This is a genomic window from Devosia psychrophila (assembly GCF_000971275.1).
GTDB classification, from domain to species: Bacteria; Pseudomonadota; Alphaproteobacteria; order Rhizobiales; family Devosiaceae; genus Devosia; species Devosia psychrophila.
Window position 1 is genome coordinate 1 of record NZ_LAPV01000137.1, and the last position, 13280, is coordinate 13280.

General features: G+C 61.1%; 12 protein-coding genes and 1 pseudogene. 2 read left to right on the plus strand and 11 right to left on the minus strand.

All coding sequences use genetic code 11. From position 1 onward, the window contains the following. Nucleotides 1–233 precede the first annotated feature (233 nt). The 7 genes and pseudogenes from WH91_RS26165 to WH91_RS14675 form a co-directional block, all read right to left on the minus strand. A pseudogene (locus WH91_RS26165) lies at nucleotides 234–464 on the minus strand (transposase family protein); the annotation flags it as partial. 199 nt (nucleotides 465–663) lie between these two features. Next, nucleotides 664–2292 (minus strand): ABC transporter ATP-binding protein, encoded by a 1629-nt coding sequence (locus WH91_RS25515; protein WP_046171759.1) that lies wholly within the window; start codon nucleotides 2290–2292, stop codon nucleotides 664–666. Further along, nucleotides 2289–3215, minus strand: coding sequence for an ABC transporter permease (locus tag WH91_RS25520; protein WP_046171760.1), 927 nt, complete (start codon nucleotides 3213–3215; stop codon nucleotides 2289–2291). Before WH91_RS25520 ends, WH91_RS25515 begins: the two co-directional genes overlap by 4 nt. Then, nucleotides 3212–4135 carry an ABC transporter permease gene (locus WH91_RS14660; protein WP_046171761.1) on the minus strand — a complete coding sequence of 308 codons (924 nt, stop codon included), beginning with the start codon at nucleotides 4133–4135 and terminating at the stop codon, nucleotides 3212–3214. Before WH91_RS14660 ends, WH91_RS25520 begins: the two co-directional genes overlap by 4 nt. Before the next feature lie 78 nt (nucleotides 4136–4213). Further along, nucleotides 4214–5707, minus strand: a complete 1494-nt coding sequence (locus WH91_RS14665) for an ABC transporter substrate-binding protein (protein WP_199533531.1) — start codon at nucleotides 5705–5707, stop codon at nucleotides 4214–4216. A gap of 120 nt (nucleotides 5708–5827) precedes the next feature. Next, nucleotides 5828–6730 carry a 5-dehydro-4-deoxyglucarate dehydratase gene (gene kdgD / locus WH91_RS14670; protein WP_046171762.1) on the minus strand — a complete coding sequence of 301 codons (903 nt, stop codon included), beginning with the start codon at nucleotides 6728–6730 and terminating at the stop codon, nucleotides 5828–5830. 56 nt (nucleotides 6731–6786) lie between these two features. Further along, nucleotides 6787–7527 (minus strand): FadR/GntR family transcriptional regulator, encoded by a 741-nt coding sequence (locus tag WH91_RS14675; RefSeq protein ID WP_046171763.1) that lies wholly within the window; start codon nucleotides 7525–7527, stop codon nucleotides 6787–6789. 714 nt (nucleotides 7528–8241) lie between these two features. On the opposite strand from WH91_RS14675, the gene WH91_RS24705 reads away from it, so the two are divergent. Next, the gene (locus tag WH91_RS24705) at nucleotides 8242–9585 is read left to right on the plus strand and encodes an ATP-binding protein (protein WP_046171764.1); all 1344 of its coding nucleotides are present in this window, start codon (nucleotides 8242–8244) and stop codon (nucleotides 9583–9585) included. A 55-nt stretch (nucleotides 9586–9640) separates the two neighbouring features. Here the strand turns inward: WH91_RS24705 and scpB are convergent, their stop codons facing one another. Beyond that, a complete protein-coding gene (gene scpB / locus WH91_RS14685; protein WP_046171765.1) occupies nucleotides 9641–10312 on the minus strand; it encodes an SMC-Scp complex subunit ScpB in 672 nt (223 codons plus the stop codon). Between the two features lie 11 nt (nucleotides 10313–10323). Further along, nucleotides 10324–11280 carry a DUF1403 family protein gene (locus WH91_RS14690; RefSeq protein ID WP_046171766.1) on the minus strand — a complete coding sequence of 319 codons (957 nt, stop codon included), beginning with the start codon at nucleotides 11278–11280 and terminating at the stop codon, nucleotides 10324–10326. 76 nt (nucleotides 11281–11356) lie between these two features. Here WH91_RS14690 and WH91_RS14695 point away from each other — a divergent pair, with 76 nt between their 5' ends. Continuing rightward, nucleotides 11357–12502: a tyrosine-type recombinase/integrase gene (locus WH91_RS14695; RefSeq protein ID WP_082102191.1), complete on the plus strand. Its 1146-nt coding sequence runs from the start codon at nucleotides 11357–11359 to the stop codon at nucleotides 12500–12502. 14 nt (nucleotides 12503–12516) lie between these two features. Here the strand turns inward: WH91_RS14695 and WH91_RS14700 are convergent, their stop codons facing one another. Both WH91_RS14700 and WH91_RS14705 read right to left on the minus strand, forming a co-directional pair. After that, on the minus strand, nucleotides 12517–12909 hold the full coding sequence (locus tag WH91_RS14700) for a type II toxin-antitoxin system VapC family toxin (protein ID WP_046171768.1): 393 nt from the start codon (nucleotides 12907–12909) through the stop codon (nucleotides 12517–12519). Then, complete coding sequence (locus WH91_RS14705; RefSeq protein ID WP_046171769.1) at nucleotides 12909–13151, minus strand: type II toxin-antitoxin system VapB family antitoxin; 243 nt, start codon at nucleotides 13149–13151, stop codon at nucleotides 12909–12911. Before WH91_RS14705 ends, WH91_RS14700 begins: the two co-directional genes overlap by 1 nt. Between the last annotated feature and the right edge of the window lie 129 nt (nucleotides 13152–13280).

The window sequence follows — 13280 nt, forward strand, 5'->3', positions numbered from 1 at the left end:
GCCAGCCGACGCCTACTTCGGCAGGGCCGCAGCCATCATCAAACAACGCGAAAGGAACAAACGAAAGACCATCGAGCATCGGCGCTTGCAGCACCGCAAGCTCGCCGCATAACATCAACCCAAAGACGAGGCTGACACTCCGCTAATCGACGACCCAAGCTGAGCCAAATGATCTGACGACGGACAAAGCGCTCGGCAAAGATCTTCCGCCGGCAGAATGGCGCATTGCAAACGAAACGCTGGGCCATAAGGCGAAGTTTAACCCGACGGCCAGCACAAGGCAGGTCGGAAACGGTTCGGAGATAGCGGCTATGAATGCGTCTTGAGCGAATGCCGCACAACGGGCAAAGCCCCTCAGGCTCCGCCGCCCGCGCCAGGACTACGATCTCCGCTTCTGTCTCGGTTATGCTCGCGACGACCAGTCCAGCCGGGATCAAGAACGAAATCCGCATATTCATCGCCATGGCGCTGGTTCTTCTGCGAAAATAGCACCACCTCGCCACCAAATATCATCGGAGTGAGTCAGAGCCACATGACGGCGCGGAGTTACAAACGTGGTTGATGGTTTTGCTGGACGGTTCCCGCCCGCGAACGCCGATGCAATTTTCTATTTCGCCGCGATAGGATGCCGTTTATTGGGCTTTAGTGGATATCTCTCGCCGATCAGCGCGACCATTTTGGCTGGGGCACCGCAGCGAGAAGCATACGCGTGTATTCCGCCTTAGGACTGCCAAACAGCGATTCAGTTGGAGCAGACTCGACGATCCGACCATTTCGCATAACGATAATACGATCGGCAAAATGCCGGACGATCGGGAGGTCGTGCGTGATGAAGATATAAGACAGGCCCAGGCGATTGCGCAGGTCTGCCAGCAGGTCGATGACCTGGGCTTGAATGGAGACATCGAGCGCCGAGACTGCCTCGTCGCAGACGAGGAGTTCAGGGTCGCTGGCCAACGCCCGAGCAATGGCGATGCGTTGCCGCTGACCACCGGAAAACTGGTGAATGTGCCGCCCCATACAGTCCGGCTGCAGCCCTACCAGTTCGAGCAGTTCGGCCACCCGCGCGCGCCATTGCGCCTTGGGCAGGATATCCTTGTGGATCAGCCAGGGTTCCGAGATAATTGTAAATACGTCCATGCGCGGGTTCATTGAGCCATAAGGATCCTGAAACACCATCTGCACCTTGCGGCGCAGTGCCAGCATCTCGCTCGGATCCAGCGCGAAAATGTCCTGCCCGCGATAAAACGCCTGTCCGGCAGTCGGCTCATTAAGCCGCAGCAGCATGCGCGCGACGGTGGATTTACCCGAACCGGATTCGCCAACGATGCCCAGGGTCTCGCCCTGAGAGACTGAGAAACTGACATCCTCGACGGCCAGCAGCGACCGTGCCTTGCCAAACATGGACTTGGGTAGCTCATAGGTTTTGGTCAGCCCCTTGACCACGAGCAGCGTCTCGCCCCGCTCCGACTTGGACCGTCGGTCGGCGCCCGCCGCCGGTTCAGCCGGGAGCGCGCTCATCAACTTGCGCGTGTAATCGTGCTGCGGGGCAGTAAACACCTCGCGCGCCGGCCCCTGCTCGACGATCTTGCCGGCTTTCATCACCACAATTCGGTCGGCCATCGAAGCGGCGACCTCAAGATCATGCGTAATCAAGATCAGCGCCATGCCGAACTCGCGTTGCAAATCGCGCAGCAGATCGAGGATTTGCGCCTGTACGCTGACATCGAGTGCGGTGGTCGGTTCGTCGGCGATCAATAGGCTCGGCTTCAGCGCAATGGCCATGGCGATCATGATGCGCTGCCGCTGCCCGCCCGAGAACTCGTGCGGATATTGATCCATCCGGCTTGCGGGTTCAGCAATCCCGACATGACCCAGCAATTCCACGGCGCGACGGCGGGCCTCCTCGCCCCGGCACACGCCATGGGTCTCGAACACCTCGCAGATCTGCCAACCCACGGTATAGACCGGGTTGAGATGGGCCAGGGGGTCCTGGAAGATCATGGCGATGCGGCGGCCGTTGATATCGCGCCGTTCCGCCGGCCCCAACGTGCCCATGTCCCGCCCTTCGAACACGATGCGTCCGGCGACGATCTCGGCTGGAGGGCAATCGAGAATGTCGAGAATTGTCGATGAACTGACAGACTTGCCGGACCCGCTCTCGCCCAGGATGCAGAGCGTTTCGCCCGGCGCCACGGCAAAGCTGACATTGTCGACGGCGCGCAGCGGGGCGGCGTCCGACAGGAAATCGACTGTGAGGCCTTCGACCGAAAGAATGGGACTGGGGTTCACCGGGGCGACCTCTGGAGTTTCTGCAGGCGCCAGCGCTGCTGCGGATCGGCAGCGGTACGCGCCCAGCTGGCGACGATATTGAGCGACAGCGTGGTCAGCATGATCAGCAGCCCCGGCCAGAAGGAAATCCACCAGGCCGATTGCAGATAGCCCCGCCCGGTTGCCACCATGGCACCCCAAGTAAATTCGGGCGGCTGGATGCCGAGACCGAGAAAGCTCAGCGCAGATTCCGCCAGGATCACCGCGGCAAAGTCTATTGCGGCGATGGTCACCAGGGTCGGAATGGTCAGCGGCGCGATGTGGCGCAGGACGATGCGCAAATGGCCAGCGCCCATCGACTTGGCCGCTTGTACGAACATGCGCTGGCGCAATTCCATCACCTCGGCCCGCGTGGTGCGCAGATAGATCGGGATGCGGGTGAAGGCCAGCACGAAGACAAGATTGGTGACGCTGGGGCCTAGCAGGTAGAGCACGATCAGGGCCAGCAACAGCGAGGGGAAGCTCATGATGATATCGGCCAGCCGCAGGATAGCCGCGCCATACAAGCGCTGCGTGTAGCCGGCGATCAGGCCCAGGGTGCCCCCTACCAGTGTCGCCACCACGACCGCGGCGAAGGCGATGCCCAGCGTATTCTGCGCCCCCACCAGTAAGCGGGCGATGATCGAGCGGCCCAGAGTGTCGGCCCCCAGGAAATAGGTCCAATCGTGCGCAAACGAGAATGGCGCCAGGTTGCGTTGGCGCAGGCCGGGTCGGGTCGCCAACTCGCCGATGAGCATCGGGCCGAAGATGGCCGCCAGAACAAGGAGAACCAGGAACCCGACGGCGACCAGCGCAAATTTGTCCCGAACCAGATAGCGCCACGTGGTGCGCAGGCCGGCGAAGCGCGGCGCAGGCGGCGCCGCGGTAATAATGATCTCGCTCATGTCGTTTGCCGCCGGATGCGCGGATCGAGCAAGGCATAGGCCAGGTCGATGGCTATGTTCAGGATGAAGATGGCGCAGGCGGTGACAAGGATCGTCGATTGCACCACGGCGAAATCGCGCTGGATAATGGCATCGATCATCAGTTTGCCGATGCCGGGCCAGCCAAAGATGGTCTCGACCACCACCGCGCCATTCACCAGGCTCGCCGCCAGGTCACCGGCAACGGTGATGACGGGCAGGACCGCATTGCGCAGGCCATGCTTGAAGATGATGACAGTAGGGCTCACGCCCTTGGCGCGGGCCGTCTTGACATAGGGGGTCGACAGGACGCCGATCATGGTGCCGCGGACCACCTGCACCAAGAGGCCGAAGGGGCGTAGGACCAGCACGCCGATGGGCATGATCCAATAGAGCGGGCCGCCCGTGCCCGATGTCGGCAACAGGTCGAGGCCCACCGCAAAGATCATTACGCCAACGATGGCGACCCAGAAATCGGGGGCACTGGCACCGGCCAGCGAAACAAGGCTGGCGACGCGGTCGAACAGCCCGCCGGGCCGGGCCGCGGCAATCGACCCAACCACTACGGCGAAAAATGTGGCCAGCGAGATGGCAATGACGGCCAGTTGCAACGTGTGCGGAAAGGCCTGTAACGCGACCTCCATTGCCGGCCGGTTCTGGCGCAGCGACATGCCGAATTCGAACCGGGCCAGATCGCCCAGATAGGTAAGGAACTGCAGGTAGATCGGCCGGTCGAAGCCGTTGAGTCGATTGAATTCCTGGCGGGCTTCGAGACTGGAATCGAGCGGCAGGAACAGCGCTGCCGGATCGCCGGTTAGCCGGGTCAATACGAATACGAGAACCAGCAGGCCGATAATGGCCACCGCGCTTTGCATGGCACGCCGGACGATGAAACCTAACATGGGCCGATCCTCCAATTCCGGTACGGCGCAAGATCGCGGCGGGGGACGGACCCGCCACGATCTGACAATCTTGTCATGCTACTTGAAGGCGATGCCGGCCAGCGGGATTTCGCTATTGGTCGCCAGCGACGGCTTCCAGTCGATGCGCGGTCCGACGCGGGTAAAGCCGATCATGTGGAACATCGGAATATCGGCGGCCAGTTCATCATGCACCTTGCTGAAGATCGCCTGAAAGCCCGCGGTGCGCTTATCCTGCACTGCCGCCAGCGCGGCATCAATCTCGCCATCGAGCGCCGGGTCGGCCAAGGTCGCGTAGCTGCCGTTCGAATGATAAAAGATCGGGATGGTGAAAGCGGCGTCGCCCTTGTTGTTGTCGTGCTGGATCTGCACCAGGGTTGGGCCACGCGCTTCGGGGAAAGGCTTTTGCAGGTAGCGCGTCCAGTCGGCGACATCGAGCATGGTCAGCTTGATGTTGAAGCCGGCCTCCTGCCACATCGCCATCATCGCTTCCATCGCCTCGGCGCCATTGGGATAGATGCCGTTGCGGCCGACCAGGTTAATTTCAGTATCGACCGCAACGCCGGCAGCGCGCGCTTCTTCCAGGAGGGCCGTGGCCTGGTCAGGATCGTAAGTCCAGGCGGCGACGGCGTCATTGTGGCCGTTGATGCCGGGCACCACCATCTGCGAAGCGCGCAGGGATTCCTCGCCAAACAGGGTCTTGAGCCCCTCCCAGTCGATGGCCAGGTTCAGCGCCTTGCGGACTCGCAGGTCATCGAGCGGCGGATAATCGAGATCGATGCGAACCGAGGTGGTCTCCGAGTTCAGATAGGCGAAATCCATGGCGGGATCGGTTGCGTCCTGCAGGGCAATGGTGGGCGTGAGATCGGCTTCGCCGGTCTGCACCATTGCCGCGCGCAGCGAGGATTCGCCCCGCCACACATAGGTCGCCTTGGCTACCGCAGGGGCCTGACCCCAATAGCTGTCACTGCGATTGAGCACGATGCGTTCCTGGCCATACTCGCCAAGTGTATAGGGACCGGTGCCGATCGGCGCATTGGTCGCCTCGGTCGTCGAGGTGCTAGGAGCCACGATCATGGCGACGCTGATCAGCGTTGGCATGATCGGCTGGGGTTTAGTGCTGATGATGTCGACCGTCAGGTCGTCGACCGGGGTGACGGTGAGCGTGTCGTCGCCAAATTTGGCGAGGTTGTTGCAGGTGAAGGCCTTGCTGGTCATACGGTCGAGGGAGAATTTGACGGCTTCGGCATTGAAAGGCATGCCGTCCTGAAACGTCACGCCGTCACGAAGCTTGAAGCGCCAGGTCAGCTCGTCGGTCTGACTCCATTCCGTAGCAAGCTTGGGATCGACCGAGCCGTCGGTCGGGTCCACCACCGTCAGCGTTTCGGTGATGTTCTGGTTTAGCACCTGGCCCACATCGGTCAAGATCGAACCACATGGCTCAAGATTGCTGGGTTGTTCGGGCAGCACGATGGTGATCTCACCATCGGCCTGTTGCGCCAGCACCGGCAGGGCGCTGGACAGGCTCAGAACGGCGGCGAGCGCCGGTAGCATGCGTTTGTAAGACATCGATTTCCTCCCGTTATGGTCGATGATGCCGTCGGCTTTTCAGGGCCGGCGCGTGTTTGGTGCCCGGCCGCGCCCACCTCCTGGCACAGCCGACGCGATGCTTGATCAGGCCACTTTTTCGATCAGCGCTGCCAGCATGGCGCGCTCTTCCACGGTCAGGTCGGTCAAGGGCGGCCGTACCGGGCCCGGCGTGTAGCCGATCAGCTCGACGCCCGCCTTGATGATGGAGACCGGATAGCCAGCCTTGCGGTCGCGTATGGCCGCAAACGGATAGAAAAACTCTGTGAGGATCTGTTCCATCGTGGGCACATCATTGGCGCGGAGCGCCTTGTAGAAGCGCTGGGCCAATGCCGGAACGAAGTTGAAAACGGCCGAAGAGTAGGTGGTGACCTTGGCAGCGTTGAAGGCTTCCGCGAACAGTTCATGGGTCGGCATGCCGCCGATGTAGCAAAGCCGGTCGCCCAGCTTTGCCGAGATCTCGCGCACAAGTGAGATCTGGCCCGTCCCATCCTTGAAGCCGATCAGGTTAGGGCAGGCATCAGCGAGCCGTGCCAGCGTCTCGGCATTCACCACCGAATTGGCCCGGTTATAGACCACCACGCCGAGGCCGGTAGATTGACAGACCGCCTTGATATGGGCGTAGAGGCCCTCCTGTGGACCCTCGGAAAGATAGTGCGGCAGCAACAGTAGGCCATCTGCACCAGCAGCCTCCACGCGCTTGGCAATGTCCTTGGCGATCTCGGTGCCATAGCCACAGCCGGCCACGATAGGCACGGCGCCAGAGGCTTCCTTGGCGGCCTTGGTCACCCGTCCGACTTCTTCCGGCGTCAACGCGGAAAATTCGCCGGTACCACCGGCGGCAAACAGAACCGTGGCCTCGAAGCCCGAGAGCCAGCCAACATGCTTCTGGTAGCTGGCGGCATTGAAGCGCAGTTCGGCGTCGAAATGGGTGACGGGAAAAGACAGCAGCCCGGACGACAGCGCTACCTTGACTTCTTCAGGAGACATCAGACCACTCATCATATGTTTAATGCAGATAGTCATATGATGTCATAAGATGACCGTCAAGGGCCAGGCTGATGACTCCGCCGCGTCAGAGCACGATAGCGCTTGATGCCGCCCTGGAGGTGGCGCCGCATGGCCTCGCGCGCCTTGTCGGCGTCTCGCATCGAGATGGCGTCCGCCACTTCGGCATGCTCCTGAAGCATGATCGCGTCGCGGCTTGGCAGGGGATCGATGCCGCCCATCACGGTGCGGAACTTGACACGCGGGATGATGCGCTTGCCGATATGGGCCAGAAAGGTGACGAATCTTGTATTATTGGTGGCCCGGGCGATAGCCATGTGAAACTCGAAATCCGCTTGGTCCGTAGCGCTGCAAGCCTCGACCAGTTGCCGGAAATTGTCGACAGTGAACTGGATTTCAGCTTCCTGGGCGGGCGAGCTGCGCAGGGCGGCCAATCCTGACGCCTCAACTTCGATACCGATCCGCAACTCCAGTTCCTCGATGATGTCGGAAATCTTGTCGGTTGCGAGACTGAAGAGTTCCAGCCCATCCGCAGGCATTCGCGGACCCAGCACGAAGACGCCAACGCCCTGCCGGGATTCTACCAGCCCGTCGGCTCGCAGCGCCGCGATTGCTTCCCGAATAACGGTTCGGCTATAGCCGAATTTGCTGACCAGCACGGGCTCGGTCGGAAGCTGGTCACCCGGCGCATAGTCGCCCTCCTCGATTTGCCGCTGCAGCGTCTCGACAACGACGGCCCGAAGCGGCTTGCCCCTTTGCGCTCCAGCTTTTTTGCTCATTCTTGGCTTCCTGACAGGCCCGGATCAATGTGTCATCATATGATCACTTCAAGAACGGTAGCAAGTAGCATGGTCTTTCGGAAGCGGCCGCTCGCCGGAAGCCCGAACATTCATGATGTCAAGGCCCCTATGGAGGACAACGTTCATGCCGTCCGAGGCATCCGAAGCCACCGGGTAGATGCTAGAGATGCACCAGACCGGGCTCACCGCGGCTTGGTGCGGCAACCCACTGACTCACCCCGCAGAACGAAGAGCACTGATCCAATCTGCGACGACCCCGGCGTCGTGAACAAAACGGCAGTTCCCTGACCGTAGGTGGGCGCCTAGCCAACTACCGCCCGCTTTGAGGCAGCACCCCGAGCCCAGCGTTCCAGAACGCATATTATGCGAATCCGCTGACGACCGCTTCGCGCCCCATTACTGCCCTTCCGACAGTCCGCTCAATCGACGGAGGCATCATCGATGGACAGGGCAACGTTCCGTCAATCCCCCTAGCAGCCTCTCGGTCGCGTGGTCCGTGACACGTGGTGGTGCATGCAAGCAGATCACTGCGACCTATTTCTGCTTCGCATCCCCGCTCGATATCCACACGCAAATGGTGGTTGGAGGAAGATCGGAAAACAGCACCGCTCCCTGAACGGTGGATTACTAGGTAATCCATTGACGGATGAACTCGAGTCGCCGGATATACGTTGCCTTGAGGGGAAATTACTTATGTGGGCTGATTCCGACACCGATGTGGACTTCCTGAACTATTCGGAAGTCGCGGAGATGATCGCTGACCTCGTGGCCGACAAGGGCCTGCTACCCCTGTCAATTGGTGTTTTTGGCGGCTGGGGTATGGGCAAGTCCACCACCCTCAAGCTCGTCGAAGGGGAATTGGCAAAAAACCAAGATCGCTACCTCGTCGTCAAGTTCGACGCGTGGATGTATCAGAACTTCGACGATGCCCGTGCGGCCCTGATGAGCGTAGGCGAAGCGCGCGCGCCAGGATCGCCCAGCGGCGCTTGGAACATGGTGAAGAACCGGGCGCTCTTGATGATGATGATGCGGACTAAGCCCAGCACCTACTCCTGGAAAAACCCAAAACGGGGGGCAAAAATGGATATCCGGATGATGCTGGATGGAGGCGAGGCCTTCCTGAAGCAGATGATCGCTGATGAGGTTCAGGAGACGCTCACGCTCGATTTCAAGCGCGGCACTATGTTCAAGGACGGCAATCTCGATAATCCCAACAAGGTGACTTTGGGTGCAGCCCTCTCGGCTTTTGCGAACGCTGTTGGCGGCATTCTCGTTTTGGGTGTCGACGCAAGGAAAAATCCGGAGGGAGTCGATTGCGCTGGGGAGCTAATGCCTGTCGCCAATCTTGGCAAAGCCCAAACCACGCTGACTCAGGCTGTTGGCGATTTACTTCAGTCGCGGCAAAGCGGAATTCGGGTTTATGCGATCCCGTCAGTTGAGCATCTGGGGTCCGGCTACCTGGTTGTGGAGGTGCCAGCTTCGGACCAACGCCCCCACAGATCGCAGGCGGACGCGAAGTATTACAAGCGCGCGGGCGCGTCGAACTACATCATGGAACATTACGAGGTTGTGGACGCCATCCGCAGCTCAGCCGCACCGACACTGCGCCTGGGCCATGAACTGACCAAGGGGATCAGCCGCCCCCATGAGAACCGCAACGAAGCCAGGATCCACCTCGCGCTGACCAACGTAGGCAAGGCAACGGCCCGACATGCCTCCCTGCAGATCGTCGGTGTTGGGCCTTACAACGTCGGATGGGATGGACTTGGCGAGAACGTTTTCATGAGCCACTACAGCGGCACGCGGACAATCTCTCATATACCCGAGCTGGTCATTCACCCGGGAGAAACGCGCTTCATATGCATGCTGTTGTTGGACGTGAGCGACGTTAAAGGCCAGGGAACGAAGATAGGTGGGGTTCCCGATCAGCGGACGCCTTTGAAGATAACTTACCGCTGCAACGCTGAACATTATGGCGGCGAACCGGAGGTTCTCGAGATAGCGCTCCACGACATATACTCAGCATCCCTTTTCTAGTCCAATTTGGCGACCATACGAGGAAAATCCTGCGCAATTTCCGGAAGTGCAATGTTTAGTCTGCATCCCGCTCGTTCTCCTGAAAGCTAGCGGGCAAAGTCCCAGCCTCCGGAAATTGAGGAGAGGTCGCGAGAAGCCCCGCATCATCGAGCTCGTCCAGCCCCGGCAAATCCCGCAAGGTATCGAGCCCGAACTGTTCCAAGAATTCCTTGGTCGTCACGTAGGTGAACGGCGCCCCGGCCGTCGGACTGCGCGGCCCCGCAGTGATCATGTTCTTGTCGCGCAACGCCCCAATGACGTCGCGCGAAACCTCGCGCCCCAGGATTTCCGACACCCCCGCCCGCGTCACCGGCTGATGGTAGGCGATCGACACCAGCACCATAGCCTCGTTCTGGGTCAGATCGACCGCACGGTCCGGCACCGCAGCAGCAGTGGCAATCGCATCGGCATAGGCAGTTCGCGTGCGAAACGCCCAGCCCCCAGCAATACTGACCACGTCATAGGGCTTGCCGCGCAGCGCTTCACGGATGTCATCGATCAGCAAGTCGATACTGGCGTCGCGCCCAATCACTCGCGCCAGGACCTCCCGTTGCACCGGCCTTGGCGCCGCGAACAGCACGGCTTCGATGCGGTTCATCCACTCGCGCCAGCGCAGGTCGGCCGGCATGTGGGCCAACTCGGCATCGAAGATTGGTGGTTCAGCAGCTGTCCGTTTGCGCCTGCCCATCTGTTTTGCCCTCACAGGCCGTAGAGCCGGAACGTCGGCCGGCCGCTGAGCTCGCGCACTGCGTCCAACTCACCCAGCCGATCGAACAGCCGCCTAGCCCCGCGCGCCGACAGTTTTGCACTAGACCAGGACCCCGGCACCGCGTCATCGGACAGCAGCAGTTTGATGACGTCGCCAGAACCCTTGGCGCGCAACTTCGGCGCCACTGCAGTCAGTGTTGCCGCCCGCTGGGCCAACTCAGCGCCGAGATCACAGGCCTCTGCCGCCCCGGTCGCATAGGCCAAGAACACCGCCCTGCCCCAGCCTTCTCCTCCCGGCCGGATGCGCCTGCGGTTTTCGCCCGACTTGAAGACCGGCGAGGCCACCTGCCCCATCAGCAGCGGCACCGGAATGGGCCACCTGAACTTCTGTGCGAGCAGCATGTCGGCGAGCCAGAAGCCCAACAACTCGGCATCGGGCCGGGCTCGATAAACGGCGGCGGCAATCTCGGCCGCCAGCACTGGCGCCGGCCGCGACGACACCACCATGTCTTCGGCATTGACGACGACCTCAGCAAGATCGTCATCCCACTGCAGGCCAAAATGTTGCTCAGCGACCGGGCGTACGGTTTCCGCATCGCAGCCGGTCGTGCGGTTGGCCAATCGGCGCCAGGCCATTAGCAGGTGACCGGACGGACCAGGATCGTCGCCGGCGCCGCGTAAATAATGGGTGTCACGGAGTGCGGATTCGTCCTCGCGCCGCCCGGTTAAATTTGCCGCCACCGCCGCGTTCCGCAACGCCAGCCGCTGCCGCCAGGCGCCGGCCCAAGGAGGGTTCTGGCGCACCAGATTGTCCAGCGAATTCAACGCCGCGCCGGCCGCGTAAGCCGCGTCGGCATCATGCAAAACCAGACCACGTGGTCGCGCCCACACCGGTACTTTTGGTACCGGCGGCGGATCGACAAGCAGCAAATCAGCGCGCAATTTCATCTCCGCAAGCTAGCATGTGACGGCGCTTAATGCCACTAGATTGCCAAATATCCGCCTCACCTGTCGGCAATTAATAATGACCGATAATCTTGCATTATCGGACGTTATAGTCATTATAGAGGAAGTGACCCAAAATCCCGACGAAATCGCTGAAAACGATGCCGGCAACGCCCCCCTGCCACCTGCTGCAGCGGCGGCACCCGTCGGCAATTCCGCCGTGTCGGTTCCGGCCGGCGATCTGGCCCATTTGCGCGGCCTCGCCGATCGCGCCCGGGACTATGTCGAGGCGGCCAGTTCGGCCAACACCCGGCTGGCCTATGCCTCGGATTGGAAACACTTTTCAGGCTGGTGTCGCCGTCAGGGTCTTGATGTTCTGCCACCCGATCCGCAGATTGTTGGCCTTTACATCACCGCCTGCGCCTCGGGAGAGGCCGGCGGGCGTCAAAAAAACGCCGTCAGCACCATCGAGCGCCGACTCTCGTCCCTCTCCTGGAATTACACGCAGCTCGGACAGTCACTGGACCGCAAGGACCGCCATATCGCCACGGTCATGGCCGGCATTCGCAACACCCACGCCAAACCGCCCCGGCAAAAGGAAGCTCTTCTGCCGGAAGACCTGTTGGCCATGCTGGAAACCTTTGACCGCGGCAGCCTACGCGGCATCCGGGATCGCGCCATGCTGCTGCTTGGGTTTGCCGGCGGCCTGCGACGCTCAGAAATCGTCGGTCTCGACGTTGGCGAGGATCAAACCGAGGATGGCCGCGGTTGGATTCAAATCCTCGACAAGGGCCTGCTGCTGACCTTGCGCGGCAAGACCGGCTGGCGTGAGGTTGAGATCGGCCGCGGCTCTGCGGATACCACCTGCCCCGTCGTGGCGCTCGAGACCTGGCTCAAATTGGCGCGGATCGGTCATGGCCCCTTGTTTCGGCGGGTAATCGGACAAGGCAAGACGGTCGGCCCCGATCGGCTCAACGACAAGCAGGTCGCCCGCCTGGTCAAGACGGCCGCCCTGGCGGCCGGCGGGCGGGGCGATCTTTCGGAGGAAGCGCGGGCGCCGTTGTTCGCCGGCCATTCGCTGCGGGCGGGCCTCGCCTCCTCGGCCGAAGTCGACGAACGCTACGTTCAGAAGCAACTCGGCCACGTCTCGGCCGAAATGACCCGGCGCTATCAACGTCGACGCGATCGGTTTAGGGTCAATCTTACGAAGGCCGCGGGGCTTTAAGCCTCGCGGGCAACTTACGCCAGGTCGGTCTGCGCGAAGTCGTTTCCCTTGTAGAGTAGCGGAACCTTGCGGTTCTTGGCACATGCATAGGATAGACAATCAGCCAAATTGAGCTGCGCGGGGTGCCCCCTGCCCTTTCCATAATCCGAGAAGGCTTGCACCGCCACTCGACCATCTTCGGCATCGATAGCAATGATCTCGATTTTTGCTTCCCGCAGAAAGTCGCCAATTGTGGCCTCGACCACCATAGGCGCGACAGCTAGCTTGGTCGAGAGACGCATCGCCGCTTCCAGTATAACCAGGGCACTGGTCACGCGACTTGGCGCATGCTCAAGGCGATCCGCCCATGCAGAAGCGTCTTCCTCAGCCGAAAGAATGGCGACAACCACGGAGGTGTCGACGAACATCAGGAGTGGCCCCACATTTCATCGATCTCGTTCTTGGTCAGGTCATGGCCACCAGTTTTTGCCTTTGCCTTGAGCTGATGAGCGATATCAGCCAGGCGCTCGGCGAGCGGTGTTCCGGCAGTTTCCCTTTGTAGTTGCGCCTCGAGTGCCTCGATCACCGCCTCGGTCAGGGAGAGATGGCGCTTCTCGGCTAACTGCCGTGCAAGCTGATGCGCACGTGGATCGCGAATTTGCAAGTTCATCGTCGGTAGTCCTCTTATCGTCAATACACGCTAACATAATTGTAATGACAGGACCATCAATAAGGCGGGAGGATCCAGAGGCCCAGCGAGTCACCCGGCGCTATCGACGCCGGCGCGACCAATTTAGGG

Coding starts and splice junctions, on each gene's coding strand:
- WH91_RS25520 (WP_046171760.1), bottom strand. CDS start 3,215: ATGAGCGAGATCATTATTACCGCGGCGCCGCCTGCGCCGCGCTTCGCC.
- WH91_RS14660 (WP_046171761.1), bottom strand. CDS start 4,135: ATGTTAGGTTTCATCGTCCGGCGTGCCATGCAAAGCGCGGTGGCCATT.
- WH91_RS14665 (WP_199533531.1), bottom strand. CDS start 5,707: ATGCTACCGGCGCTCGCCGCCGTTCTGAGCCTGTCCAGCGCCCTGCCG.
- kdgD (WP_046171762.1), bottom strand. CDS start 6,730: ATGTCTCCTGAAGAAGTCAAGGTAGCGCTGTCGTCCGGGCTGCTGTCT.
- WH91_RS14675 (WP_046171763.1), bottom strand. CDS start 7,527: ATGAGCAAAAAAGCTGGAGCGCAAAGGGGCAAGCCGCTTCGGGCCGTC.
- WH91_RS24705 (WP_046171764.1), top strand. CDS start 8,242: ATGTGGGCTGATTCCGACACCGATGTGGACTTCCTGAACTATTCGGAA.
- scpB (WP_046171765.1), bottom strand. CDS start 10,312: ATGGGCAGGCGCAAACGGACAGCTGCTGAACCACCAATCTTCGATGCC.
- WH91_RS14690 (WP_046171766.1), bottom strand. CDS start 11,280: ATGAAATTGCGCGCTGATTTGCTGCTTGTCGATCCGCCGCCGGTACCA.
- WH91_RS14695 (WP_082102191.1), top strand. CDS start 11,357: ATGACCGATAATCTTGCATTATCGGACGTTATAGTCATTATAGAGGAA.
- WH91_RS14700 (WP_046171768.1), bottom strand. CDS start 12,909: ATGTTCGTCGACACCTCCGTGGTTGTCGCCATTCTTTCGGCTGAGGAA.
- WH91_RS14705 (WP_046171769.1), bottom strand. CDS start 13,151: ATGAACTTGCAAATTCGCGATCCACGTGCGCATCAGCTTGCACGGCAG.